The organism is Rheinheimera sp. EpRS3 (assembly GCF_001513785.1).
Taxonomy (GTDB): Bacteria; Pseudomonadota; Gammaproteobacteria; order Enterobacterales; family Alteromonadaceae; genus Alishewanella.
Genome location: NZ_LNQS01000008.1, coordinates 796,005 through 822,378, shown reverse-complemented (window position 1 = coordinate 822,378; position 26,374 = coordinate 796,005). Strand labels below are relative to the sequence as shown.

Here is a 26,374-nt window from a genome sequence, read left to right as displayed (position 1 = left end):
ATTCCTTCTTTTAGGCTGACTTACATCAAGGTCTTGCGTTGATTTGACGGCGGAATAAACAAAGATTCACGATACTTGGCAATAGTGCGCCGCGCTACGTTTATGCCTTGCTCAAGCAGAATATCAGCCATTTTACTGTCACTAAGCGGTTTGGCCGGATTCTCCGCCGCCACTAATTTTTTTATAAAGGCGCGGATAGCAGTGGATGAGCACTCTCCACCACTCTCTGTACTAACATGACTTGAGAAGAAGAACTTAAGTTCAAATATACCTCGCGGTGTATGCATATACTTCTGTGTAGTAACACGTGAAATGGTGGATTCGTGCATGCCTACCATCTCTGCTACGTCATTCAGTACCATAGGTTTCATGGCTTCTTCACCATGTTCAAAAAAGGCTTGTTGCTGCTGAACTATGCAGTTGGCCACTTTCAGTAACGTTTCATTACGGCTTTCCAGACTTTTTAAAAACCACTTAGCTTCCTGCAGATGAGAGCGGATAAACTGTGTATCTGCACTGCTTTTAGCTGTTCTGGACATCGCTGCATATTGCTGATTAATACGTACTTTTGGCATAGCATCGGGGTTTAATTCCACCTGCCAGCGGCCTTTTACTTTTTGTACACTGACATCGGGTATGACATATTGCTGCTCTTCCCGGATAACGTCTGCACCTGGCCTTGGGTTCAGGCTATGAATTAACTGCATGACTTCTTTTAACTCATCCTCTTTGAGTTTAGTCACACGCATCAAAGAACGAAAGTCGCGATTGGCTAAAAATTCAGTATGATCGCGGATCAGCTTTTGTGCATCGGCCAGATAAGGTGTAGCAGGGTCGAATTGGCGTAACTGCACCAGCAGACATTCCTGTACTGAGCGGGCGGCCACACCCACGGGATCAAACAGCTGAATACGTTTTATTACTGCTTCAACTTCGTCGGCTTCAATATCGTCCATGCCGAGCGATTCAAGAATATCGTCGCAGCTGATGGTCAGCAGACCATTGGGATCAATAGCTTCAATAATAATTTCGGCAATAACGCGGTCAGTATCTGAAAACGGCGTCAGCTGCATTTGCCAGCGCAGGTAGTCTTGCAGGGTTTCAGAGGTTTCGCCCTGATAAACGTAGTCTTCGTCGGCACCATTCCCCGCACTGACCGGCGCTGCGCTGACTAAGTCATCCCAGTTATTATCCAGTGGCAAATCTTCCTGAATGTTTTGTTCAGTCATTGCCTCACTGGTATCGGGTTCAGCGGGCTCATAATTGTCGTCAGTTGCCTGGGTTTCAGCAGTATCTGCATAATCATTCCGTTCAGCCTGGGTTGCTGCCTCCGGGAAGCTGTCAAAGTCGTCTTCAGCTTCAAGTAATGGGTTGGCGTCCAGTGCTTCCTGAATTTCCTGTTGCAACTCAATTGTCGACAGCTGTAACAGGCGTATAGCCTGCTGCAACTGTGGCGTCATGGTTAGCTGCTGTCCTAAGCGAAGTTGCAAAGAGGGTTTCATGTACTTCTACCGTTCTCCTGAATGATACGCTGTTATTATTTTTGCTAACTATAGCCTGAATTGCTCACCCAGGTATACATCGCGTACCTTCTGATCTGCCAGAACCTGTTGTGGTGGCCCGGAGGCTATCAGCTCACCATGGCTGACAATGTAAGCAACTTCACACACATCAAGCGTTTCACGCACATTGTGGTCGGTAATTAATACACCGATACCACGCTGACCTAAATGCTGGATAATTTTTTTAATATCAAGCACTGAAATGGGGTCAACACCAGCAAAAGGTTCATCCAGTAAAATAAACGCCGGATTAGCCGCCAGCGCCCTGGCGATTTCTACCCTGCGCCGCTCACCGCCGGATAAACTCATACCCAGGCTATGTTTTATATGGCCGATATGAAACTCTTCCAATAAGTCATCTGCTATTTCTTCACGTTTACTGCGGCTGAGGTCTTTTCGGGTTTGCAAAATGGCTAACAGGTTGTCGTGTACTGTCAGCTTACGAAAAATAGAACTTTCCTGTGGCAAATAGCCTATACCCTGGCGCGCGCGGGTATGAATAGGGTCGAAGGTGATATCTTTGTTACCCAGAGTGATATGGCCCTTGTCTGATGGCACCAGACCGACAATCATATAAAAAGTGGTGGTTTTGCCTGCGCCATTTGGCCCCAGTAACCCAACAATCTGCCCCGCATTAACTTCAAGGCTGACATCTTTAACCACCTGCCGGCCTTTGTAACTTTTGGCCAGATGCGACGCGACTAGCTTCATGGGTTGTTTTTTTCCTCTGGCGTGAAAATGGTTGTCACGCGTTTTGATTCGTCACTCTCGGCGCTCAGTTCCTGCTTTTCTACGTTATAGCGAATGGTTGATGCCTTTACCACACTGCCACTTTGCGCCAACTCTGCTTCGCCGCTGAATGTCAGGGTGCGGTTTGATGGCTCATAGCGCATTTCTTTCGCCTGGGCGGTAACCTGCTGGCCGTCGGCCAGCAGTTGAGAATAGGTAACAGGGTTGCCAGTGGCGATATAAACTTCATTACCTTTACCGGCAGTGGCATTAATTTCCAGCTGATCAGCCTTTAGCTGCAGCGAGCCCTGGGTAACCACAACATTGTTACGGTAAGTGAGTACGTTTTCTTTGACTGAAGATAAATTATCAGCATCTATCTGAATTTGCTGGGTGTAGTCAGGTTGATTTGCCTGCACAGATAAGCTGCACAGCAGCAGGGCTACAGCCGGAATTATGTTAATCTTCATTACGATATACCGTTTTCTGATGTTGGACTAATTGCAGTGTTTTTTCGGTTAAATCTGCCTGCAAACCAATGCCTTCAATGTAAAACCCTTTACCCTGAATGTAGACTGGTTGGTTGTTTTGCAACCTGTTATCAGGAAATAACATCTCCAGTGTATCTGTTTCTATGCGCTCAACCAGCTCATTTTGCAGTAAACTTTCAATAACGACCTGTTGCTCAAGAATGATTTTATCCTGTGGGAACCAGATAGCGTATTTACTGCTGGCTTTCCAACTGGGCTGAAACTCTTCATTAAATAGCGTATACACCGGTTGTTCAAACTGGGTAAACCCCAGTAATTCAAAGTGCTCCAGCCGCACTGCCGTGACAGAATCGGCGCGGTAACCGGCTTCGTTATACAAGGTACGGGTAATGTTGTCTGCCACATAATCGGGTAATAACTCCTGATCGGTTTGCAGCGCATCCGGGTTATCTTCAGGCTCAAACCACAAATAGGCAGCGGTGCCTGTTAATATAAGCACCAGTAAAACAAGCAACTTTCTCATGAACTGCTACCGTCAAAAAGGCCAAAGTGCTGCTGGCTTATCAGTATTAAATCGCAGATTTCACGCACGGCACCAAAACCACCGGCCATGGCCGTAATGTAATTTGCATGCTGACGCAGGTATGGATGCGCATCTTTAACGGCCACTGATAAACCACAATGTTGCATGACCGCCCAATCAGGCAGGTCGTCACCTATATAGGCAATCTGTTCGGGAGTTAGTTGCAGTTGCTGCTGCAGATCAGCAAAAGCGGCCAGTTTATTTTCCTGGCCCTGATAGATAAAGGGCACGGTCAGGGCAGTCATACGTTGTTGCACTATGGCTGAGTTGCGACCGGTAATTACTGCTACTTCTACTTTGGCCTGACGCAATGCTTTAACGCCGTAGCCGTCGCGCGTGTGAAAGGCTTTTAATTCTTCGCCCTGATTACCCAAATAGATACGGCCATCAGAAAACACGCCGTCAACATCGCAGATCAGCAGTTTTATGGCTCTGGCTTTATGGATAATACTGTCAGATACCGGCTGATACAGCGTATTAAACAATGACATTCTACAATACTCCGGCACGTAGCAAATCGTGCATATTCATTGCGCCAATTGGCACTTGTGTATCATCAACCACAATCAGGCCATTAATCTTCTTCTGTTGCATAATTTGCAGCGCTTCTGCTGCCAGCATCTGAGCATTGGCAGTGATGCATTTGCGTGTCATAACTTCTGCAATCAAATTAGTGTGAATGTCATAACGTTGATCTAAAATACGGCGCAGGTCACCATCGGTAAAAATGCCCGCCATCCGGCCTTGCTCATCTACTACTGCGGTCATGCCTAAGCCTTTTTTGGAGATTTCCAGCAAGGCATCTTTAATCGAAGCGGTTTGTGGCACCACCGGCACCTGCTCTGAGCGATGCATAATGTCTTCCAGTCGCAGCAGTAGTTTACGGCCCAAACTGCCGCCAGGATGCGATAGCGCAAAATCATCAGCCGAAAAGCCTCTGGCATCAAGCAGTGCCACGGCCAGTGCATCACCCATAGCAAGGGTGGCGGTGGTGCTTGCCGTAGGTGCCAGGCCCAGCGGACAGGCCTCCTGTTCTACCTTAACACATAAGTGAGCATCAGCCAGCTTCGCCAGTGTTGACGCAGGGTTCCCCGTCATGGCTATCAATTTAATACCCAGGCGCTTTATTACCGGAATAATGGTCAGTATTTCTGCTGTTTCACCGGAATTAGAAATGGCGATCACGACATCCTCAACCGACAGCATCCCCAAATCGCCATGACTGGCTTCTCCCGGGTGGACAAAAAACGCCGGCGTGCCGGTAGATGCCAGTGTTGCAGCAATTTTGCTGCCAATATGGCCTGACTTACCCATACCGGATACGATGGTTTTGCCTTTGCTGTCAAAAATAAGCTGGCATGCCAGGTTAAAATCAGCGTTCAGATATTGTTGTAGTTGCTCAACAGCGGCTGCTTCAATTTTGAGAACTTCGGCGGCCCTGATACGAAAATCGGTGCTCATATTGCTTCCATCACGCCAATATAGTGGTAAACAGCAGGTACTGATAGCCCACAAAACCTGCCAGCAGCAACAAACCTTCAATGCGATTGATCCGGCGGATACGGCCAAAACGAAATGACATTACCAGCATAAGCAGGGTGGCGCCTATCATAACGTAGCTGTCACGGCTGCCGGCCATCGGGTCCAGTATTGATGGATGGATCACGGCACCCAGCCCCATTACGGCCAGAATATTAAAGATATTCGAGCCAATAATATTGCCCAGCGCCAGGTCATCCTCGCCTTTAAGAATGCCAATAATACTGGCAGCTAATTCAGGCAAACTAGTGCCTATAGCAATAATGGTCAGGCCTATTACCAAATCACTCATCCCGGCGTAACGGGCGATTGTCACCGCACCATGCACTAGCAGCTGTGAACTGGCCAGTAATACGACCAGCCCGATAAACACCCATACCAAGGCTTTAGGCAGCGGCGCATAGTCAGGTATTTCACTATTTATTTCACTGATTAAAGGGTCATCGCTGCTGGCGTTTTTACCCCAGTACACCATTAAACACAAAAAGCCGGTAAAGGCGACCAACAGCATAATACCTTCGGTACGGCTTAAGTAGTTATCGGAAATAAAGTAATAACCCAGCAGGGTACACAGCAGCACGAGCGGATATTCACGCTTTAACGTAAGCGAAGAGACAGCTATAGGTTTTAACAGTGCAGCGGCACCGATAACCAGTAAAATATTAGTGATATTTGAACCCAGTGCATTACCGACAGAAGTGTCGAGGCGACCTTGCCACGCCGCATTAGCCGAAACCAGCATTTCCGGAGCGGAGGATCCCATGGCCACTATCGTCAGGCCTATTATCATCGGCGATATACCAGCTGAGCGGGCTAAAGACGAAGCGCCAAAAACAAAACGATCTGCACTCCACAACAACAGGACGAGGCCAACAATGACAAAAGTAATAGCGAGTAGCAAAGGTGACAATATGAAGTTCCCTGTTCTCTGTAAGTTCTGTGTAAGGTATTGCCTGGTATTTTCCTGCTTATCGGCGCGAATTGCAAAAAAAGCTGGCCTCTGATGGCAAGATCGATTTTTCGCATACTTTGTTACGATTTAATGTAACGACTTTACACCTGAACACGTTTACAATAATACAACTTTAGCAGCAGTCTGATTGAAAACATACACTGATGTATGTATATTGCCTAGCATTATCAGGTTGTGGGTAGCACAGCAAGCAGTATAGCTGCGATAAGCGGAGAGAATAGTTTGGCTGATACTCTGATTGACATCCAGCACCTGACCTTTAGCCGGGGTGAGCGGATAATTTATCGTGATTTGAATATGCAGTTTGCCCGCGGCAAGGTTACTGCCATTATGGGACCAAGTGGCATAGGTAAAACCACTTTGTTGCGCTTAATTGGCGGCCAGTTAAAGCCTGATAGCGGCAAAATTTTGTTTGAAGGCCAAAATATTCCTGATTTGTCGCGCCGGGAGCTGTATCAGGCACGTAAGAAGATGAGTATGTTGTTTCAAAGCGGCGCTCTGTTTACCGAGATGTCTGTATTTAACAATGTGGCTTTCCCGATCCGTGAACATACGCGCCTACCCGAAGCTTTAATCCGCTTGATTGTACTGATGAAACTCGAAGCCGTTGGCTTACGTGGTGCCCGTGACTTAATGCCAGCTGAGTTGTCCGGAGGTATGGCAAGACGTGCTGCACTGGCCCGGGCAATAGCGCTGGACCCAGAGTTAATAATGTACGATGAACCTTTTGCCGGTCAGGACCCTATTTCTATGGGTGTTATTGTGCGGCTTATCCGCTCGTTAAATAATGCACTGGGCCTGACATCTGTTGTGGTATCTCATGACGTAACAGAGGTGATGAGTATTGCTGATTATGTGTATGTTGTCGCAGAACAAACCGTAATTGGGCAGGGTACGCCGGAGCAACTGCGTAATGATCCGTCTGCATTGGTGCAGCAGTTCCTTAAAGGCGAGGCTGATGGCGCTGTACCGTTTCATTTTAAAGCCGCACCGTATGAGCAGGAATTAATGGAGTTAACCAGGTGATTGCAGACAAGTTACAGCAACTGGGCGCAGCAACCATTAACAACATCACTGGCTTTGGTCGGGCTGGCATCATGTTGTTTGGCGCTATTATTGGTATTCCGAATGTTCGCAAAGGTTTACCACTGTTGATAAAGCAGCTTTATGTTATTGGCGTGCTGTCTTTACTGATTATTCTGGTATCTGGTTTGTTTATCGGCATGGTGCTGTCGTTGCAGGGCTACACAGTGCTGGTGAAATTTGGTGCTGAGCAAATGCTTGGGCCTTTGGTCGCTCTAAGTTTGTTACGTGAACTGGGCCCTGTGGTTGCCGCTTTGCTATTTGCCGGGCGGGCAGGTAGCGCGTTAACAGCAGAAATTGGCTTGATGAAAGCTACCGAGCAATTGTCCAGCATGGAAATGATGGCGGTAGACCCACTGCGGCGCATTATCGCACCCCGGTTCTGGGCGGGTGTAATTAGTTTGCCGTTACTGGCGATGATATTTACGGCGGTTGGTATTTTGGGGGGGCATCTGGTTGGTGTTGACTGGTTAGGTGTTGATGGTGGTGGTTACTGGTCTGCTATGCAGGCAAACGTCGATTTTTATGATGATGTGGTAAATGGCATTATCAAAAGTGTTGTATTCGCTCTTATTGTGATCTGGATCGCTCTGCACAAAGGCTATGACGCTGTGCCCACCTCTGAGGGTATCAGCCGGGCAACAACACAAACTGTTGTTACTGCATCGCTGGCAGTGTTGGGTTTTGACTTTATTTTAACTGCATTAATGTTTGGTGGATAACATGACCACACGGAAAATAGAAATTTTAGTAGGTTGTTTCATCGTATTAGCAATAGCAGCATTTCTGATGTTGTCATTGAAAGTCGCCAGTACCGGCATGGGAGGCAGTAGTCAAACTTACCAACTGCATGCGAAGTTTGAGAATATCGGTGGTTTGAAAGTGCGCTCGCCGGTAAAAGTAGGTGGCGTAGTGGTAGGACGCGTTGCTGCAATACAACTGGATACCACTTACTACACACCGGTGGTTACGCTGGAAATTAACAGCGATTACAGCAACTTTCCCGAAACAAGCACTCTGGCGATTTTGACGTCTGGTTTATTGGGAGAGCAATATTTAGGCCTGCAACCAGGTTTTCTGGATGAAACCGTTGAAATTCTGGTTGATGGTGACTACATCGAAGACACCAAGTCAGCATTAGTTCTGGAAGAGCTGATTGGACAATTCTTATTTAACCGCGGGAACTGATGATGAAACTTTATGCATTCTTACTAGCTTTTCTGGTCGCTTTGAGCGGCTACACGTCTTCTGCTAACGCGTCGACAGACACCTACTCAGACCCTTATAAGATGATGGAAGTGCTGGCAGACAAAACGTTTAGCCGCATTGCTCAGGATCAGAGCAAAATTCAGGCCGACCCTGAAGTACTGCGTTTAATTGTAAATGAAGAACTGGTGCCTCATATTGATAGCCGGTATGCCGCGCTTCGCGTTATTGGTAACAGTGCTGATCTGCGTAATACACCAAGAGAAGATTTGCTGGCGTTTGTTGATGCATTCCAAAACTATATGGTTGCTACTTACGCTGGTGTGTTTACTCAGTATCGTGATCAGAAAGTGGTAATTGAGCCAGGCCGTATTGCTGAGAACCAAAAAATTATTTCCATCAGAACCCGGGTGATTGACCCTGGCAAGCCAGACATCAACATTGAGTTTAAACTGCGCCGTGGTAAAGATACAGACAACTGGCTGGTGTTTGATATGGTGGCTGAGGGTATATCGCTACTGGATAGCAAAAGAGCAGAGCTGGGTAACCTGATCCGTCAGCAAGGCCTTAATAGCGTAACAACCATGCTGATTGAAAAAGCCAAGGCACCTATTACCAAGGCGGAAGAAAAGTGACGTTAAACATCGTGCAGGACGGCGACAGTTTGCGTTTTACCGGTGCGTTAAATCGTGATACGTTAATGCTGTATTCACCCTTTACCCTGTTAAATAGCCTGCAAGGTACAGTGCGGTTTGATTTTACCGCACTGAACAACGTTGACACAGCAGGCTTAGCCTGGTTACTGCAGCAATTGGCAGTAGCGAAAAGCCAAGGGGTTTCTGTAGCATTATGTAATGTACCGCAACAGCTGTTATCATTAGCCGATGTTAGTGCGGTCAAGGCGTTATTGCCTGTTATAGATTAAGGTTTAACTTTGGAAATAAAACAGATTGAGCAGCTGCTGACTGAGAAGTTGCAGCTAGCTGAAGTCAGAGTTACTGCTGAAGGCTCTCATTATGCAGTAATTGCAGTGGGCGAATGTTTTACTGATGTCAGCCGTGTTAAGCAGCAACAAATGATTTATGCACCTTTAATGGCTGCGATAGCTGATGGTTCTATTCATGCTGTCAGCATTAAGACCTTTACACCGCAGCAGTGGCGTAGAGAAAAACTTCTTAACCCTCCGATGTAGTAATATATGCAGCAATTTCTTGTAACAGGTGGCAAGGCTTTAACAGGGGATGTCACCATATCCGGCGCGAAAAACGCCGCTTTACCGATACTTTTTGCCAGTTTACTGTCTGAAAAGCCCACTACTATCACTAATGTACCTAAACTAAAAGACATCGAAACCACTGTTAAGCTATTACAGCTATTTGGTGCTGATGTCAGTTTTGCGGACAATGTGGTGCAGGTTGATGCCGGTAAAGTAAATAACCAGTTTGCTCCCTATGAACTGGTAAAAACCATGCGGGCGTCCATTCTTGCACTGGGCCCTTTGCTAAGCCGGTTTGGACAGGCAGAAGTATCTCTGCCTGGTGGTTGTGCTATTGGTGCACGGCCGGTTAACTTGCACATTGATGGCCTGCGTAAAATGGGCGCGGAAATCATAGTTGAAAATGGTTATATCAAAGCAACTGCCAGCCGCCTTAAAGGCGCTCATATCATTATGGATATGGTGAGTGTAACCGGCACAGAGAATCTGTTAATGGCCGCTGTGCTGGCAGATGGTATCACCACCATTGATAATGCTGCGCGTGAGCCTGAAGTTGTTGATTTAGCCATATACCTTAATACTATGGGCGCCAGAATCAGTGGCGCCGGTACAGACTGTATTGTCATCGAAGGTGTTAAAGCACTGCACGGTGGCAAACACAAGGTACTGCCGGATCGGATCGAAACCGGTACATTTTTAGTTGCAGCAGTAGTTAGTGGTGGCGATGTTACCTGTCGTAGCACAGATCCGGCAGAGTTAGAAGTTGTGCTGGATAAGCTACGTGAAGCTGGCGCTGATATTACAACCGGTAGCGACTGGATCCGCGCTAATATGACCGGGCGTATATTAAAAGCTGTCAACGTAAAAACAGTGCCACACCCTGGCTTTCCTACAGATATGCAGGCGCAATTTACTGTGCTGAATGTCGTTGCACAAGGCGTAGGTATGGTAACTGAAACTATCTTCGAAAACCGCTTTATGCATGTACCAGAGTTGCAGCGTATGGGCGCGCGGATCAGCCTTGAGGGTAATACGGCGGTATGCCAGCATACAGATAAGCTGATGGCTGCTCAGGTTATGGCAACAGATTTACGTGCATCTGCCAGTTTAGTAATCGCCGGTCTGGTAGCTGAAGGTACCACAGTGGTAGATCGCATTTATCATATTGACCGTGGCTACGAGCATATTGAACATAAACTAAAGCGGCTTGGCGCCAATATTGAAAGAGTAAACGCGGCTTAAGCCGCGTTTTTTAACGGCGTAATTCGCGGGTTATGGCTTTAATGCTTAACTGTTGATTATTACGATCAATGGTGAGTACCATTTCGCTGTTAGGCGTGGTCTCGGCAATAATATTCAGTGCCTGTTGCACGCTGTTAAAGCGCTGACCGTCAATTTCCAGAATAATATCACCGGTTTGCAGGCCAGCTTCGGCTGCCGGTCCGTTAGCGTTTACCGCAGTAATACTAAGGCCGTATAACGTCTGCCCTGATGATATCAGCCTGTCGCCAGCCGCGTTAACTACTGCATCACCTGATACACCAAGGTGGCTGCGAGTAACTTTGCCATGCTTTATCAGCTTCTGCATAACGTTCTGCGCCAGTTTATAAGGGATAGCAAAAAAGATCCCCTGAATATCCTGGTTTTCCAGTTGAAAAGCAGCAGCATTAATACCCACCAAAGTACCGTTGCTGTTTACCAGAGCGCCACCAGAGTTGCCACGGTTGATGGCGGCATCCATCCGCATAAAATCAATATAACCGCGTGAGCTTAGGCCAGTGTTACCATTGGCACTGATAATGCCCTGCGTAATCGTTTGCCCCAGATTGAGCGGGTTACCTATTGCCAGCACTACATCACCCACCTGGGGGTCAAGCTCGGTATCTTGCGGAATAACCGGTAAATTTTCCGCCTGTACATACAATACGGCCAGATCGGTGAGTTCGTCCTGGCCAATCAGTACGGCTTCCAGCCAGCGGCCATCCTGTAATGCAATCTCAATATGATCGGCACCATACACCACATGATAGTTGGTAAGAATATAGCCCTGCGCACTCATTACCACGCCGGAGCCCAGCTCTTGGCGCTCTATAGTGCGGGGACGTAAAGAACGGGGATCAACCAGGGTGCTGCGGGTATAAACATTAACTACCGCCGGTGCAGCTCGCCGGACTGCCTGAGCGTAGCTGACAGGGGCGTCATCTTCGCTGACTTCTGCGGCTTTAAACAGTGGTACTGACAGCTGATTTAGGGATGGAAATACCAGCATCAGCAAAAATGCTAACGCGAGCCCGTAGGCGATGCTCTTAAGCAAAAAAAACAAAAATTTGGCCACGGGATCTGAATTATCTGCAAAGTTTAAGTTAGGCTAGCATAGCATTAATATTGTTTAAGCAGTAGCCATTGGCTACTGCTTAAACCTTTGCTATCAGCGGATTAACACATAAAGATTAGTATTACCGCGCTGAATATTAAGTGCAGCTACACCACTGCGGTTTTCCAGCGCTTTACGCAGTTCAGCCAGGTTAGCAACACGCTGACGATTAACACCAACGATTACATCATCTGGCAGCAATCCGATCTGAGCTGCTGCTGAGTTATTGGCCACAGCATCAATTTTTACCCCACCGTCAGCATTAGATAACTCGGCACCGTCCAGCATAGGGTGCATCTGATTCGCTGCTACCTGGCCACTGGCCAGTTCCTGCAACTTAACGGTAACCGTACGTTCTTTACCATCACGCAGTATGCCAAGCTTAGCTTCACGGCCAGCGCCCAGCGTACCCACTTTAGCGCGTAGTTCCAAAAAGGAGCTGATTTTGTTGCCATTCATGCTGACAATAACGTCACCGGATTTTAAACCGGCTTTTTCTGCCGCACTATCGGGCAGAACTTCGTTAACAAAAGCACCACGGCTAACACTTAAGTTCATTGCTTCAGTTAAGTCGGCGGTGACATCCTGCCCTCTGATGCCTAAGCTGCCACGACGAATTTCACCATGTTCAATAATTTGATCAACCAGGTTTTTCATCATATTGGCCGGAATGGCAAAACCAATGCCGATATTGCCGCCGTTTGGCCCCAGAATAGCGGTATTGATGCCAATAAGCTCGCCGCGCAGGTTGACCAAAGCACCGCCTGAATTACCGCTGTTTATGGCAGCGTCGGTTTGGATAAAATCTTCCAGGCCTTCAATACCCAGGCCGCCCCGGCCCAGTGCGCTGATAATACCGGAAGTAACGGTTTGCTCCAGGCCAAAAGGGTTACCAATTGCAATAGCAAAGTCGCCGACCCGGGTTTTGTCTGAGTCAGCCAGCGGAATTTGTACCAGCTTTTTCGCTTCAATCTGGAGCAGGGCGATATCGCTTTCCGGATCGGCACCAAGTTTTTTCGCTTTAAAAGTGCGGCCATCTTTTAGCCGCACTTCGATGTCGTTAGCATCCTGAATAACGTGGTTATTGGTGACGATATAACCTTTATCAGCGTCAATTACCACGCCAGAACCCAGGCCTTTAAAAGGCCGTTCTTCGCGGTACTCACCCTGGCCACGCTGGCCAAAGAAATAACGGAAAGCTTCAGGTAAACGCTGACGTACCTCGCGGCTGCCCTCAACCGAGATATGTACCACTGCCGGTGTTGCTTGCTCCAGCATCGGCGCCAGAGTAGGCATTTCCTGCTCTGATGAGAACAGCGGTATTCTGGCATCTGCTGGTTGTGGTGTTGTCAACAACAGACTGGCAGCAACAGCTGCGCCAAGCAATGACAATTTCTTATTCATAGCGTAATAGTCTCCTTTAACATTGTGCGACTAAGAACGTGTCGTAATAAAAAAAGTTCAGCTGACGGTTTTGCTTTGTGTAACAAATTATTCTGCAGGTTTACGCTGCTTAATTATTCCACTGGCTTCAGCAGAGTAATCGCGCGGTTGTTGCTCTGCGGTAGAATAAACCCGGCGTTTCTCGTCAATTTGATTCAGCGACTGGCGAATATAGGCTGCGGTGTCACCGGACAGGTAGTTTATATCCTGGCGTACAGACTCTGTCGGGCGTTCGACCAGCTGCATTTTGGAGTCGGCAATATGGCGGGCAATACGGGCGTAATTATCCTGCAGCTGGGTCATTAACTGGTTGGTGGTTTCCAGATGCTCTGAAACATCGTGCCGGTATTGCTTTAATTGAGTTTGGCTTTCTTCCAGTTCCAGCTGCAGTTTATGCTTGTTAAACTGTTTCAGCGTTAACCAGCGTGTGATGCCTGCACCTATCACTAAACCGGCGATAAGCCAGGCTGCAGCATACATATATTCCATAACAACTCCTGCGGGGGTAAATTCAGCAATAAGTGTAACCTAACTTCTTATCCAGAGTGGTAAGGCATGTTACTATTAATGCTCTTATTTAGGGCTTGGCGTGCCAGCTTTCAAGTAGTACTCAGATGACACCATTAGAAAAATACCAGCAGGATTTAACGCGGGATGACTTTCAGCATGATGCGGCGCAGGCTTTTGCTGTTGCTCAGTTGCAGCGACTTTATGATGATATTGTCAGCCATAAGCCAGCTTCACCTTCATTGTGGCAGCGGCTTACCGGCAAAACAACGGTACAGCAGCCACTAAAAGGCCTGTATTTCTGGGGCGGAGTAGGGCGTGGTAAAACCTATCTGGTAGATACCTTTTACGAATGTCTGCCAACCACCCGTAAACTGCGGATACATTTTCACCGCTTTATGCACCGGGTGCATGAAGAGCTGAAGCTGCAAAAAGGTGTCAGTGATCCACTGGAAAAAGTGGCGGATAAGTTTAAGCAGGAAACCGACATTCTGTGTTTTGACGAGTTTTTTGTTTCAGATATCACTGATGCGATGATCCTCGGTACTTTAATGCAAGCCTTGTTTGCGCGCGGTATTACATTGGTGGCAACGTCAAATATTGAGCCCGATGGTCTGTATCGTAACGGCCTGCAGCGTGCCCGGTTTTTGCCGGCAATCGCTTTAATTAAGCAACATACCCAAACCGTCAATGTAGACAGCGGTATAGACTACCGGCTGCGCACGCTGGAAAAAGCTGAAATTTACCATTTTCCGCTTGATACACAGGCAGAAACAAACCTGTTGCAGTATTTTAATGCGTTATCTACAGAGCCGCGCCAGCAAGATGCCCAAATAGAAGTCGCCAACCGTAAACTTCACGCCCGGCATGAAGCTGACGGTATAGTCTGGTTTGCGTTTAATGAGTTATGCGAAACCGCCCGCAGCCAATATGACTATATGGAGCTAAGCCGCTGTTATCATACGGTGTTGCTGTCTGGTGTTAAAACAATGGGGCGGCAGAATGACGATGTGGCGCGGCGTTTTATTGCCCTGGTAGATGAGTTTTATGAGCGCCACGTTAAGCTGATTATTTCGGCAGAAGCTGCGCTGGAACAACTTTATACCGAGGGCATTTTAAATTTTGAATTTAAACGCTGCATCAGCCGGCTACAGGAAATGCAATCACGTGATTATCTGGCCAAAGCGCACCTGCCATAGTTTTTTTGCCATTTCAGTGGAAATTTCTGCACAGAGTGCTGATTTTTATAATTGGTTAATATATAATCCGCGCCCGGCCTACGTTACAGCCTAATACTGCCGTTAGCCCGGTAGTTTTTGTACTCGAAGGGGTACGCTAACGACATCCGCTGCATCAGCCCTGCACGGTGTCAGGTGTAACTAAGTTATTTTTGGATAGATAAATGAAAACTTTTACTGCTAAGCCAGAAAGCGTAACCCGCGACTGGTTCGTTGTTGATGCGTCAGGTAAAACACTGGGCCGTATCGCAACAGAAATCGCTGCCCGTTTACGTGGCAAGCACAAGCCAGAGTACACCCCACACGTGGATACCGGTGATTACATCATCGTGGTAAACGCGGAAAAAGTGGCTGTTACCGGCAACAAAGCACAGAACAAAATGTATTATTCTCACACTGGCTTCCCTGGTGGTATCAAGGAAATCAGCTTCGAGAAATTGATCGCGAAGAAACCAGAAATGGTTCTGGAACTTGCTATTAAAGGCATGTTACCAAAAGGCCCTCTGGGCCGCGCTATGTTCCGTAAGTTGAAAGTTTACGCCGGCGCCGAGCATCAGCATGCTGCTCAGCAACCGCAAGTATTAGATATTTAATCGGAGCATAACATGGCACAGAATCAATATTACGGAACTGGTCGTCGTAAAAGCTCAACGGCCCGTGTATTCATCAAAGCCGGTTCAGGTAACATCGTTGTTAATCAGCGCGCGTTAACTGAATACTTCGGTCGCGAAACCGCTTGTATGATTGTTAAGCAACCATTAGAGCTGGTTGGTATGGTTGAGAAATTCGACCTGTACATCACTGTTAAAGGTGGTGGTATCAGCGGTCAGGCCGGCGCTATCCGTCACGGTATTACCCGTGCACTGATGGAGTTTGACGAGTCACTGCGTCCTGCACTGCGTAAAGCAGGCTTCGTTACCCGTGACGCCCGTCAGGTTGAACGTAAGAAAGTGGGTCTGCGTAAAGCACGTAAACGTCCACAGTACTCAAAACGTTAATCGTTTTATCAAGTACCAGAACCCGGCACCAGTTGCCGGGTTTTTTTCGCCTATAATTTGCGTTGTTTTGTGGCTGCAAACTGGCGGCTATAGCTTGCCGTATAACGCAAAGCTTTAAGATAATACTGATTCAGCCCGCCTTAATCCTTGTGTAAAGCAGGGCTTTTCATTATGATCGGCGATATTTTTTCGATTTATAATAATTGCTGAAATTCAGCCGCTTAAATTCTGTTTAAGCGTTAACGTGGAGATGAGTGGATGAGCAATGCGCCTGTAGATCATGGTCGCCGCCGCTTCCTTACCATTGCAACCTCAGTTGTAGGGGGCGTGGGTGCTGTCGGAGCTGCTGTGCCTTTTGTCGCGTCCTGGATGCCAAGTGAAAAGGCAAAACAGGCTGGGGCAGCGGTCAGTGCGGACATCAGTAAGCTTGAACCGGGTCAGTTAATTCGGGTTGAATGGCGTGGTAAGCCAGTGTGGATTGTAAAACGGCCTCAAGCTATGCTGGATGAGCTGGCTACACACGAAGATAAACTGCGTGATCCTGAATCTGAAGTTGAACAACAACCGGCTTATGCACAAAACCGTCACCGTTCGAAAAAGCCGGAGATTTTTGTTGCAGTTGGTATCTGTACTCACCTGGGCTGTTCACCAACTTATATCATTAATGATTTTGCCGCTCAGGTAGAAGGCGTTAAATCAGGCTTTTTCTGCCCTTGTCATGGTTCTAAGTTTGATATGGCCGGTCGTGTATTTCAAAGCGTACCCGCGCCGAAAAACCTGCAGATCCCTCCATATATGTTTATCGACGACAATACCATTGTGATTGGTGAAGATGAGGGGACTGTCTGATGTTTAAAAATCTGATGAGCTGGATTGAATACCGCTTACCCTTTATGGATAAGATGAATCTGCATGTTATGCAGTATCCGGCACCAAAAAACTTTAACTTCTGGTACTTTTTCGGTTCGCTTGCCATGCTGGTGCTGGTTAATCAGATCCTGACCGGTATTTGGTTAACGATGAACTATGTACCATCAGCAGAAGGCGCCTTTGCTTCTGTTGAGTACATTATGCGCGACGTAGACTACGGCTGGTTGCTGCGCTATATGCATTCTACCGGCGCTTCGGCGTTTTTCGTTGTCGTTTATTTACACATGCTACGCGGCATGATGTATGGCTCTTACCAGAAACCGCGCGAGCTGCTGTGGATTTTCGGGATGCTGATTTTCCTGGTGTTAATGGCTGAAGCGTTCATGGGCTACTTGTTACCCTGGGGACAGATGTCATTCTGGGGAGCACAGGTAATTATCGGTATCTTTGGTACTATCCCCTTTGTTGGTGAAGACTTAACCCTGTGGATCCGCGGTGATTATGTTATCTCTGGTGCCACGTTAAACCGTTTCTTTGCGTTGCATGTTATTGCGCTGCCACTGGTGCTGGTTATTTTAGTATTCCTGCACATTATGGCGCTGCATGAAGTGGGTTCAAATAACCCAGACGGTATCGACATAAAGAAAGATAATGACGGTTCTGTTGTGCAGACTGAAGCAGATAAAAAATTCACTTTCCACCAATATTTTACCCGTGGTGGCAAAAAGATCATTGTAGACGCGATACCTTTCCATCCGTACTACACGGTTAAAGACTTACTAGGCGTTGCCGGTTTCCTGTTAATTTTTGCCTGGGTTATCTTCTTCTTCCCTGAAGGTGGTGGCTACTTCCTGGAGCCGCCTAACTTTGAACCGGCAAATGCTCTGAAGACGCCTGCGCACATTGCCCCTGTTTGGTATTTCACCCCGTTTTATGCCATTTTACGTGCTATTCCTCATCCATTTATGGGCGCTGTGGCGATGTTTGCTGCTATTGTCGCATTAGCCTTGTTGCCTTGGCTGGACAGAGGCAGAGTACGTTCTATCCGTTATCGTAGTGGTTTACATACTGCGAACCTGATCAACTTCTGTATCAGCTTTGTGGCTCTGGGTGTATTAGGTGTGTTGCCAGCTGAAGGTATCTATACCTTATTGGCGCAGATATTCTCATTTACATATTTTGGCTTCTTTATTTTGTTGTGGTTTTACAGCAAAAATGAAAAAACCAAGCCATTACCAGTAAGGTTAACCTGATGATGAAGAACTTATTTTCAGTAATTGCATTGGTAGCGTCGTCATGGGCGATGGCTGCCGGCCCGGCTGTTCATCTGGACAAAGCACCTATTGATCTGACAGATAAAGCCTCGCTGCAAAACGGTGCCCGGTTGTTTCAGAACTACTGTCTGGGCTGTCACCAGATGCAGTATCAGCGTTATTCCCGTACCTTTAGCGATTTAGATATCCCTGAAGAAGTAGGTATGGAAAACCTGATGTTCACCGGTGAGAAGGTGGGTGATCATATTACCAACAATATGTCAGCAAAAGACGGTGAGAAGTGGTTCGGTGCCACGCCACCGGATTTAACTAACGTAGCCCGTGTACGCGGTCCTGATTGGTTATATACCTATTTACGCAGTTTCTATGCTGATCCGTCACGGCCCTTTGGAGTGAACAATGAAGTGTTTCCACTGGTTGGTATGCCACACGTGTTACAGGAGCTGCAAGGCATGCCCTATAAGGCATATGAAACCCGGTTGGTAGATGGCGAGTCAAAAGAAGTTTATGTTGGCCTTAGTACAGATGGTAGCGGTGAGCTTAACGCAGAAGAATATGATCGCGCTGTAGCAGATCTGGTAAACTACCTGGAATACGTTGGTGAGCCAACCAAACTGGAAGCTCGTGAACTTGGTACCAAGGTTATGGTGTTCCTGCTGATTTTCTTTGTGCTGGCTTATTTGCTGAAGAAAGAATATTGGAAAGATGTACATTAACTAGTTATATCAACTAGATATGTTTACAGGGGCCTTTGCGCCCCTTTGCCGTTTTTTAGATTTTACCGGAGGAAGACATGGCGATCACTGCCAATAAACGCCCTGTGATGACATTGTTCTCAGCAGCTGATGACATGTTCAGTCATCAGGTACGTATAGTACTGGCTGAAAAAGGCGTAACTGTCGATATTCTTCAGGTCGCACAAGATAATTTGCCGGAGGATCTGTACGAAGTAAACCCGTATGGTAGCCTGCCAACTTTGCTTGACCGTGAGCTGGCGCTGTATCAAGCCAATATTATTATGGAATACCTGGATGAGCGTTTTCCGCATCCGCCATTGATGCCGGTGTATCCGGTTGCACGTGGTCAGGCGCGGCTGATGATGTACCGCATTGAAAAAGACTGGTACCGCCAGGCTGCAGCCATACTGAATAACGATGATAACGCTGCAACGGCACGTCAGGAGCTGAAAGAAGGCTTGTTATCTATAGCGCCGCTGTTTAACGAAGCGCCATTCTTTATGAGTGAAGAATTTGGGCTGGTTGATTGCTACATGGCTGCCTTGTTGTGGCGCTTGCCTTTACTGGGTATTGAGCTGAACGGCCCGGGAAGTAAAGAACTGAAAAACTACATGACGCGAATTTTCGAACGTGACGCATTCCAGGCATCTTTAACAGATATTGAGCGTGAGATCCGCAGAGGAATGAAGTTCTAATGAAGATGACGGCAAACCGCCCTTATTTATTAAGGGCGTTTTACGAGTGGATTGTGGATAACAATTGCACGCCTTATCTGGTTGTTGATGCTACTTTTGAACGGGTGAAAGTGCCCACTCAGTTTATTCAAAATGGCCAGATTGTGCTAAATGTTACGCCCTCAGCAGTGGGTAATCTGCAACTGGGCAATGATGCGGTTACGTTTAATGCCCGCTTTGGTGGTCAGCCATTTTCGCTATATATTCCGGTAAATGCAGTATTAGCAATATATGCCCGTGAAAATGGCGCTGGTACAGTGTTTACGCTGGAAGAAGAGGAAGATGAAGCTGATATTTTCAGTGAAAACTTTGACCACGACGATACCCATCCTGAGCCACCCAAACCGAAGAAAGGCTCACACCTGAAAGTGATTAAATAATGAAGCTGCTAAGGCAGCTTCTAGTTTTTTGCTACAGCGACTTGCCAGAATGCCTGGATCAGCGGCTCATTTAAACGTTTGCTCAGCATACACACGCCTAAATCAAAAGCTTCAAACTGATACCCCAACTCCAGGCTGCGCACCCGCTCACGTACAGGGCTATGTAGCACTACTGCGTCAGCTGCCAGCGCAATACCTGTACCCAAGGCTACCATAGATACCATCGCTTCATGCCCATCTACTTTAGCCACTACCGGCGGGTTAATGCCGGTATCGTGTAACCAGCGATCAAAACGGCTGCGGGCAGGGCCATGCTCGGGCAGAATCACCGGTATATCCTGCCAGGGAATAGGTTTTTTTTGCAGCAGGTCGTTTACTTTGCAGGGAATAACCGGCGCAATCATCATGACCGGCAGCTTGGCGATACTGCGAAAAGCCATATTTGCCGGTAAGGTCGTAGGGTGGGCAGCAAGCGCGATATCAGCCTCGTCCAACCGCACTTTTTCGATCGCGGCTGATGCATCACCGGTAGTCAGTTTTATTTCTGCTTTGGGACACATAAGGCGGAACCTGTCCAGAATAGCGGGCAAATGGCTATAACTGGCAGTGACAGTGCAGAATAGTCTGATCTCACCGCTGAGCCCGGCGCTGGCCAATTGCAGATCAATTTGTAGCTGATGCCATTCATCGAGCCATAACCGCACGAACTGCTGAAAACGATGGCCAGCGGGTGTCAGTTTTACTGAGCGCTTGTCACGATAGAACAGTTCCGTATTTAACTCCTGCTCCAGACGTTGGATCACCCGGGTCAGCGTGGGCGGGCTAACATACAGTTGCTCACTGGTTTTACTGAAGTTCAGGCTGCTGGCCAGGTGCTGAAATAGCTGTGCGCTGCGAATATCCATCGACTTATATTCCATAAAGTGAAATACAGAGTTGTAAATATATCACTTCACGCAATTATATCCAGCAACTATGATGTCGTTATTAAAGCAAAGCCTGTGCTCTGCTTATGCTCGCCAAAACTGGCTGGAGCAAACTTCACTAAATTCCGAGATGTAGTATGACAAATTATTTTAATACGCTGAATTTACGTCAGCAGTTGGGCCAGTTAGGCCAATGTCGCTTTATGGATAAATCTGAGTTTGCCAATGGCTGCGCACTGTTACAAGGCTGGAATATTGTTATTGTAGGTTGCGGTGCTCAGGGGTTAAACCAGGGCCTGAATATGCGTGACTCAGGTTTAAATATCAGTTATGCATTGCGCGCCGAAGCGATTGCAGAAAAACGCGCATCGTTTCAAAAGGCCAGCAGCAACGGTTTTGTTGTCGGTACATACGAAGAGTTAATTCCGACGGCAGATTTAGTATTAAACCTGACGCCGGATAAACAACATAGCAGTGTAGTAGATGCAATTATGCCGCTGATGAAGCAAGGTGCAACCTTAGCTTACTCACACGGTTTTAATATAGTAGAGGAAGGTAAGCAAATCCGGCCTGACATCACGGTAGTGATGGTGGCACCTAAATGCCCGGGGACGGAAGTGCGGGAAGAATATAAAAGAGGATTTGGGGTACCGACATTAATCGCGGTACACCCGGAAAATGATCCCAAAGGACAAGGCTTGGAAATTGCCAAAGCATACGCATCGGCAACGGGGGGAGATCGGGCTGGTGTGCTGCAGTCGTCTTTCGTGGCGGAAGTGAAATCCGACCTGATGGGCGAGCAAACCATACTGTGTGGCATGTTACAAACCGGCGCTATTTTAGCATTCGATAAAATGGTCGCCGATGGGGTGGAGGCAGGTTATGCCGCCAAGTTGATTCAGTACGGCTGGGAAACAGTAACCGAAGCGTTAAAACATGGTGGTATTACCAACATGATGGACCGCTTAAGTAACCCGGCAAAAATTAAAGCCTTTGATTTAGCTGAGCAGCTGAAACACACACTACGGCCTTTATTTGAAAAACATATGGACGACATTATCAGCGGCGAGTTTTCGCGCACCATGATGGCGGACTGGGCCAATGATGATAAAAATCTGCTGACCTGGCGTGAACAAACCCGCAGCAGTGGTTTTGAGCAAGCTCCGGTGTCAGATGAAAAAATCGCTGAGCAGGATTATTTTGACCGTGGTTTGTTGTTAGTCGCTATGGTTAAAGCGGGCGTAGAGCTGGCGTTTGAAACCATGGTAGATGCCGGCATAGTGGCTGAATCGGCGTACTATGAGTCGTTACATGAAACACCGTTAATTGCCAATACCATAGCGCGTAAGCGTTTGTATGAGATGAACGTAGTGATTTCAGATACAGCAGAATATGGTAACTACCTGTTTGCCCATGCCGCAGTGCCGTTGTTAAAAGACACTGTCAATAGTTTAAGCAGCGAATATATCGGTAAGGGTATCAACGGCAGTAATGGCGTGGATAACCTGAAGTTGATTGCGGTAAACGATGCTATCCGCCAACACCCGGTAGAAACAGTAGGTAAAAAGTTACGTGGTTATATGACAGCGATGAAACGCATAGTGGAGTCGAATCAGTAACCGGAATAATTATGTGGTTAAAGGTACACAAGCCGCCAGAAGCTGCTGTGTTACCTGACCAATAACGATGTTATACGTGGACCTTGGTTGTTTTGCCCTGCTATGCAGGGCTTTTTTTTATCTGATATATTAACCACACTCACGCCCTACGCGTAGCAATGCAGATTAAGGAGCACGATAGATATGAAAACCATAGCACTGGTCGCCCATGATGGTAAAAAGCAGGCATTGCTGCGCTGGGTGACTACGCACAAAGATTTTTTTGCTGATAAACAGCTGGTAGCAACCGGCACTACCGGTAAGTTAGTGGCTGAAGCCTTGCAACAACCGGTGCTGTGTTTAGCCAGCGGGCCTTTGGGGGGCGATCAGCAGATTGGTGCGATGATTGCTGAGCAGAAAATTGACTGGCTGGTATTTTTCTGGGATCCGCTGTCATCGCAACCTCATGATCCTGATGTGAAAGCGCTTATACGTTTGGCTGTGGTATGGAATATACCTGTAGCCTGTAATCAGGCTACAGCAGATTTTATTGTCCACTCTTCGCTTTATCAACAAGACTACCAGCGCGAGGTGCCAGATTTCTCTGTATATCAGCAACGGCTGGATAAAGTATCAGGCTGAGTTGGCTGCAACAAGCTGCTCTAGCAACTGTGTCGCTTGTTGCTTTTCGGTAAAGTCATTGCTATTTGCCAGCAATTGTCGCAGCAGTTCGATAGCTTCAGCCTGACGCTGCAGTTTTACTAGTGTATAAGCTATATGAAAACGAATCGCCGGATCAGTGGCATTCAGTGCATTTGCCTGCCGCAAGATTGCCACCGCTTGCTGATACTGACCCGATTGCGCCAATACCCAGCCGTAGGTATCTAACGAGAATGCCTGTTTGGGTGCCAGTGCCAGCGTTTTTTCGGCATGTTGTAAGGCTTTTGCGGTATCAGAGCCCAGATACAGGTTAGCCAGGTTATTGTGCAGTAAAGCGTCTTCCGTAAAGTCGCCGTTGGCCAGCAACGTTTCATACTGAGTAATAGCTTCTGCTGTGAGTTGCTTATTCACATAATGTTCTGCCAGTAATCTTCGAAGCCAACTTGGATCTTTGCTGGTATTTAGTGTTTTTAACGCTGCGTCAGTAAAGGCATTTGCGCCATAGCCAGATTTTGCCAGCTGGTACAGCTTAACCCAGGCTAGTCTGAACTGTGGGTCGTGCCCTATAGCATTTAAGTAGATTTTTCTGGCAGCTTCGTATTGCCGCTGAGCGGCGACAATATCACCTTGTAACATCAGTATGTTCGGATCAGATGGAAACTTAGCTGCCAGCGGTTTAAGCTGTTGCTCTGCTTTGTTGTACTGCTCAGTAATAAGGTAATGGTTGACCAGTTCCAGCTGTAATAGCTTATGTTGCGGAGCAAGTTGCAGTGCGCTGTGCAGTGACTGGCCGGATGCTGCAAGATCTGCGCTTTCACGCTGCATCAGGGCCAGGCGTAGCATTTTGTCTGCATCTGCCGTTATCAGGCCAACCAGCAAGTTCTGTACTTTTATGCTTTCGTCAGATTGCTTTAATAACAGCAATAGTTGGGCTTTCTTCCACAGCAGTGTTTCATCCATAAAAGAACGTTTAAGCGCTTGTTCTGTTACAACCAGAGCTTGCTGGTAACGGCCTTGCTGAAAGTACAGGTCAAACAGCAGTTCGTCTGCCGGTGGATAGGGTTTACTGGCAACGGTTTTCAGCAGCACCGCTTCAGCTTTTTCAAACTGCTCAGCCCTGAAATACGCCATGCCCAATAAGGTACTGGCTGGTTTATGCTGTGGATAAAGCTGTACCAAAGGTTCCAGCAATGCAATGGCCTGTTGATACTGCTGCTGGTGAATAGCCAGCGTTGCCAGATTAAACTGCGCTGCCGTATGTGCTGGCTGCAACGTTAATATATGCTCCAGCACAGGAATAGCTAGCTGTGCCTGGCCACTTTTGATCAGTGTCGCAGCTTTAAAATTCAGATAATGCACATTATCGGCGTCTTCCGACAGCAGTTGATCCGCCAGCGTCAGTGCCTGGGCATAATCTTTATTATCCAAAGCAAGCAACGCATGGTTTATACGCAGCAATAGGTTATCGCTATGCAGTGCTGACTGCTCGGCGATTAAATCACGGGCTTGTTGATCCTGGGCTATTTGCTTTAATACAGCAGCATGAAGCAGTGTAAAATCGATATTGTCTGGAAACTGTAAGCGTAAATTGGCTATGAGCTGCTCCGCTTTATAAGCCCGGTTTGTTCTTATATAAAGTGTTATCAGGCGCTGTGCCAGTTCCGGCATATTATTAAGCTGGGCTAAATGGCGCTCCAACAATTGTATTGCTACGCCGTTATCGCCCTGTCTGATATAAACATCTGTCAGGATAGCAACAGCGTTGAGATCTGCCGGCACCGCCTGATTATAAGAAACCAGATCACTGCGGGCTTTCTCATAGTTGCCGTCGACGTAAGATAACAAAGCGCGGGAAAACAGCAGTGATGGTTGGTTAACTACTTGCTCTTTCGTCAGTTGCCACAATTTTTCGCTAAGCTGAGTGCTGACAGCTGTGGCATCAGCCAGATTTTGTTTTAATGATGACAGCCAGGCTGATAATAGCAAGGCATAAGGGTCATCCGGGGTTTGCTGTAAAATTATTTGCAGCGTTTTTTCTGCCAGCTCGGTTTTATACTGGCTGACATAGTTGCGTAGTAAAGCACGCCGAAGTAAGGGATCCTGAGGGCTGAGCTGAACCGCTTGTTCATAGTAGTGCTGCGCTTTGGGCAACTGTCCTTGTAATTGTAATAACTCAGCCTTCAACTGCAGTGACTGGGGGTTAGCGTTATTTTGTTGCAACGCTTGCTCTATCAGTAATTCGGCTTCTTTTAAACGCTTTTCTTTTAACAGCAATGCAGCCTGGCTGTTTAACAGCCGCACAGAGTCTGGCTGCAGTTTGCCCGCCAATTGAAAATGCTGCCGCGCGTTGTCAGTGTCATTCAGATTAAGATAGGCCGCAGCGGTAAATAAATGCCAGTCAAACTGACTGTCGGCAGATAGCTTATGGTCCTGGCCCAAAGCAATAACCTGTTGATGTTTGCCGGTAAATAAATAGCTATTTGCCAGTTCAGCTAACATAAGCTCAATATCGGCGCCTTCACGCAGGGATTCTTCAAACTCGACAATTGCCTCGTTGAAATAACCTTTTTGTAGCAGGATCTTTCCCATCAGCACTTTGGCAGGGATATGATCGGGGGCTTGTTGCAGGACATTTTTCAGGTGAATATAAGCGGCCTGTTGCTCGTTTTGCTGAAAGGCTTGTAGTGCTTTCTCATAATCAGCCTCTGCTGAGGCAAACAATGTCCCGGGCGTTAATGATAAACACCACAACAATATAATGCAGGTTTTACGTCCATTTAATAGCATATCAGATACAGGTCCTTTGACAGATTACAGCAAGGGCAAGTGTAGCCTGAGTAAGATAATATTACATTGGATTTTGCACTGAAGATGAGATAAACGAGTGTGGTGCAGGTAGATATTGTTGCGGTATCGGTAAAGAAGGTAGGCCGCAAACTACGCGGCCACCTAAGGTCCTTTTTCGTCATCCGTGTCGATACTATCCGTAGCATTTCATCCCTGGCTCCATCCCGGAGTGTCCAAAAGGCATCTTGCCTGGTCCTGTCATCCATAAACATTATCATCCTGATAATGTACTCTCATCCTGAGAGGTCCTGCTTTCTTCCATTTTATTTTCAGCGCCGGTGAAGAATCTGAAAATTCTGTGCTCATCCTGAGCATGTCCTGTCTGCTACCGCTGTGCTATCCTAGCAAGGTATTGCTTCGTGCATTTAACGCTGACATCCTGTCAGCCTGCTTATCCGTTGACGAA

The 26,374-nt window shown here is 47.2% G+C and carries 29 protein-coding genes; 17 read left to right on the top strand and 12 right to left on the bottom strand.

What is annotated here, in order from left to right:
- Positions 1–20 precede the first annotated feature (20 nt).
- Genes AR688_RS12310 through AR688_RS12280 form a run of 7 tightly spaced genes read right to left on the bottom strand, consistent with a single transcriptional unit; the run spans position 21 to position 5,814 of the window.
- Positions 21–1,502, bottom strand: a complete 1,482-nt coding sequence (locus tag AR688_RS12310) for an RNA polymerase factor sigma-54 (RefSeq protein WP_068233945.1) — start codon at positions 1,500–1,502, stop codon at positions 21–23.
- Between the two features lie 48 nt (positions 1,503–1,550).
- Positions 1,551–2,273 (bottom strand): LPS export ABC transporter ATP-binding protein, encoded by a 723-nt coding sequence (gene lptB, locus AR688_RS12305; protein ID WP_068233942.1) that lies wholly within the window; start codon positions 2,271–2,273, stop codon positions 1,551–1,553.
- On the bottom strand, positions 2,270–2,761 hold the full coding sequence (gene lptA / locus AR688_RS12300; protein ID WP_068233939.1) for a lipopolysaccharide transport periplasmic protein LptA: 492 nt from the start codon (positions 2,759–2,761) through the stop codon (positions 2,270–2,272). The genes lptB and lptA overlap by 4 nt, the downstream gene beginning before the upstream one ends.
- Positions 2,751–3,305 carry an LPS export ABC transporter periplasmic protein LptC gene (lptC, locus tag AR688_RS12295; protein ID WP_068233937.1) on the bottom strand — a complete coding sequence of 185 codons (555 nt, stop codon included), beginning with the start codon at positions 3,303–3,305 and terminating at the stop codon, positions 2,751–2,753. Before lptC ends, lptA begins: the two co-directional genes overlap by 11 nt.
- A complete protein-coding gene (gene kdsC / locus AR688_RS12290; RefSeq protein ID WP_068233934.1) occupies positions 3,302–3,856 on the bottom strand; it encodes a 3-deoxy-manno-octulosonate-8-phosphatase KdsC in 555 nt (184 codons plus the stop codon). The genes lptC and kdsC overlap by 4 nt, the downstream gene beginning before the upstream one ends.
- A gap of 1 nt (position 3,857) precedes the next feature.
- Positions 3,858–4,826, bottom strand: a complete 969-nt coding sequence (locus AR688_RS12285) for a KpsF/GutQ family sugar-phosphate isomerase (RefSeq protein WP_068233932.1) — start codon at positions 4,824–4,826, stop codon at positions 3,858–3,860.
- A gap of 10 nt (positions 4,827–4,836) precedes the next feature.
- Positions 4,837–5,814 carry a calcium/sodium antiporter gene (locus tag AR688_RS12280; protein WP_197412214.1) on the bottom strand — a complete coding sequence of 326 codons (978 nt, stop codon included), beginning with the start codon at positions 5,812–5,814 and terminating at the stop codon, positions 4,837–4,839.
- Positions 5,815–6,099: 285 nt separating this feature from the next.
- On the opposite strand from AR688_RS12280, the gene mlaF reads away from it, so the two are divergent.
- The 7 genes from mlaF to murA are packed head-to-tail and all read left to right on the top strand — an operon-like array spanning position 6,100 to position 10,624.
- Positions 6,100–6,903: a phospholipid ABC transporter ATP-binding protein MlaF gene (gene mlaF, locus AR688_RS12275; protein ID WP_068233929.1), complete on the top strand. Its 804-nt coding sequence runs from the start codon at positions 6,100–6,102 to the stop codon at positions 6,901–6,903.
- Entirely contained in the window at positions 6,900–7,682 is a 783-nt protein-coding gene (gene mlaE, locus AR688_RS12270) for a lipid asymmetry maintenance ABC transporter permease subunit MlaE (RefSeq protein ID WP_068233926.1), read from the top strand. The genes mlaF and mlaE overlap by 4 nt, the downstream gene beginning before the upstream one ends.
- Before the next feature lies 1 nt (position 7,683).
- On the top strand, positions 7,684–8,148 hold the full coding sequence (gene mlaD, locus AR688_RS12265; protein ID WP_068233923.1) for an outer membrane lipid asymmetry maintenance protein MlaD: 465 nt from the start codon (positions 7,684–7,686) through the stop codon (positions 8,146–8,148).
- A complete protein-coding gene (locus AR688_RS12260) occupies positions 8,148–8,801 on the top strand; it encodes an MlaC/ttg2D family ABC transporter substrate-binding protein (RefSeq protein WP_068233920.1) in 654 nt (217 codons plus the stop codon). Before mlaD ends, AR688_RS12260 begins: the two co-directional genes overlap by 1 nt.
- The gene (locus tag AR688_RS12255; protein ID WP_068233917.1) at positions 8,798–9,091 is read left to right on the top strand and encodes an STAS domain-containing protein; all 294 of its coding nucleotides are present in this window, start codon (positions 8,798–8,800) and stop codon (positions 9,089–9,091) included. The genes AR688_RS12260 and AR688_RS12255 overlap by 4 nt, the downstream gene beginning before the upstream one ends.
- A 9-nt stretch (positions 9,092–9,100) precedes the next feature.
- On the top strand, positions 9,101–9,358 hold the full coding sequence (locus AR688_RS12250) for a BolA family protein (RefSeq protein WP_068233914.1): 258 nt from the start codon (positions 9,101–9,103) through the stop codon (positions 9,356–9,358).
- Positions 9,359–9,364: 6 nt separating this feature from the next.
- Entirely contained in the window at positions 9,365–10,624 is a 1,260-nt protein-coding gene (gene murA / locus AR688_RS12245; RefSeq protein ID WP_068233911.1) for a UDP-N-acetylglucosamine 1-carboxyvinyltransferase, read from the top strand.
- Positions 10,625–10,634: 10 nt separating this feature from the next.
- On the opposite strand, the gene AR688_RS12240 is transcribed toward murA, so the two are convergent.
- From AR688_RS12240 to AR688_RS12230, 3 genes are all read right to left on the bottom strand, one after another.
- The gene (locus tag AR688_RS12240; RefSeq protein WP_082694767.1) at positions 10,635–11,651 is read right to left on the bottom strand and encodes a trypsin-like peptidase domain-containing protein; all 1,017 of its coding nucleotides are present in this window, start codon (positions 11,649–11,651) and stop codon (positions 10,635–10,637) included.
- Positions 11,652–11,810: 159 nt separating this feature from the next.
- A complete protein-coding gene (locus AR688_RS12235; protein WP_068233905.1) occupies positions 11,811–13,160 on the bottom strand; it encodes a Do family serine endopeptidase in 1,350 nt (449 codons plus the stop codon).
- A gap of 87 nt (positions 13,161–13,247) precedes the next feature.
- A complete protein-coding gene (locus AR688_RS12230) occupies positions 13,248–13,688 on the bottom strand; it encodes a YhcB family protein (protein ID WP_068233902.1) in 441 nt (146 codons plus the stop codon).
- A gap of 125 nt (positions 13,689–13,813) precedes the next feature.
- Here AR688_RS12230 and zapE point away from each other — a divergent pair, with 125 nt between their 5' ends.
- From zapE to AR688_RS12190, 8 genes are all read left to right on the top strand, one after another.
- On the top strand, positions 13,814–14,905 hold the full coding sequence (zapE, locus tag AR688_RS12225) for a cell division protein ZapE (protein ID WP_068233899.1): 1,092 nt from the start codon (positions 13,814–13,816) through the stop codon (positions 14,903–14,905).
- 203 nt (positions 14,906–15,108) lie between these two features.
- Positions 15,109–15,537 carry a 50S ribosomal protein L13 gene (rplM, locus tag AR688_RS12220; protein WP_068233896.1) on the top strand — a complete coding sequence of 143 codons (429 nt, stop codon included), beginning with the start codon at positions 15,109–15,111 and terminating at the stop codon, positions 15,535–15,537.
- A gap of 12 nt (positions 15,538–15,549) precedes the next feature.
- The gene (gene rpsI, locus AR688_RS12215; RefSeq protein WP_068233894.1) at positions 15,550–15,942 is read left to right on the top strand and encodes a 30S ribosomal protein S9; all 393 of its coding nucleotides are present in this window, start codon (positions 15,550–15,552) and stop codon (positions 15,940–15,942) included.
- 258 nt (positions 15,943–16,200) lie between these two features.
- Positions 16,201–16,791, top strand: coding sequence for a ubiquinol-cytochrome c reductase iron-sulfur subunit (petA, locus tag AR688_RS12210; protein WP_068233891.1), 591 nt, complete (start codon positions 16,201–16,203; stop codon positions 16,789–16,791).
- Complete coding sequence (locus AR688_RS12205) at positions 16,791–18,065, top strand: cytochrome b (RefSeq protein ID WP_068233888.1); 1,275 nt, start codon at positions 16,791–16,793, stop codon at positions 18,063–18,065. The genes petA and AR688_RS12205 overlap by 1 nt, the downstream gene beginning before the upstream one ends.
- Positions 18,065–18,802, top strand: coding sequence for a cytochrome c1 (locus tag AR688_RS12200; RefSeq protein WP_068233886.1), 738 nt, complete (start codon positions 18,065–18,067; stop codon positions 18,800–18,802). Before AR688_RS12205 ends, AR688_RS12200 begins: the two co-directional genes overlap by 1 nt.
- A gap of 77 nt (positions 18,803–18,879) precedes the next feature.
- Positions 18,880–19,518: a stringent starvation protein SspA gene (gene sspA / locus AR688_RS12195; protein ID WP_068233883.1), complete on the top strand. Its 639-nt coding sequence runs from the start codon at positions 18,880–18,882 to the stop codon at positions 19,516–19,518.
- On the top strand, positions 19,518–19,937 hold the full coding sequence (locus AR688_RS12190) for a ClpXP protease specificity-enhancing factor (RefSeq protein WP_442965999.1): 420 nt from the start codon (positions 19,518–19,520) through the stop codon (positions 19,935–19,937). Before sspA ends, AR688_RS12190 begins: the two co-directional genes overlap by 1 nt.
- Positions 19,938–19,957: 20 nt before the next feature.
- Here AR688_RS12190 and ilvY read toward each other — a convergent pair whose 3' ends face one another.
- Positions 19,958–20,842 (bottom strand): HTH-type transcriptional activator IlvY, encoded by an 885-nt coding sequence (gene ilvY, locus AR688_RS12185; protein WP_068233880.1) that lies wholly within the window; start codon positions 20,840–20,842, stop codon positions 19,958–19,960.
- A gap of 158 nt (positions 20,843–21,000) precedes the next feature.
- Between ilvY and ilvC the strand changes: the two genes are divergently transcribed.
- Together ilvC and AR688_RS12175 are read left to right on the top strand one after the other, a co-directional pair.
- Positions 21,001–22,482, top strand: coding sequence for a ketol-acid reductoisomerase (gene ilvC, locus AR688_RS12180; RefSeq protein WP_068233877.1), 1,482 nt, complete (start codon positions 21,001–21,003; stop codon positions 22,480–22,482).
- Between the two features lie 183 nt (positions 22,483–22,665).
- On the top strand, positions 22,666–23,103 hold the full coding sequence (locus tag AR688_RS12175) for a methylglyoxal synthase (protein ID WP_068233874.1): 438 nt from the start codon (positions 22,666–22,668) through the stop codon (positions 23,101–23,103).
- Here the strand turns inward: AR688_RS12175 and prsT are convergent.
- Positions 23,095–25,908: an XrtA/PEP-CTERM system TPR-repeat protein PrsT gene (prsT, locus tag AR688_RS12170; RefSeq protein ID WP_068233871.1), complete on the bottom strand. Its 2,814-nt coding sequence runs from the start codon at positions 25,906–25,908 to the stop codon at positions 23,095–23,097. The two genes, AR688_RS12175 and prsT, sit on opposite strands and share 9 nt — an antisense overlap.
- Positions 25,909–26,374 lie beyond the last annotated feature (466 nt).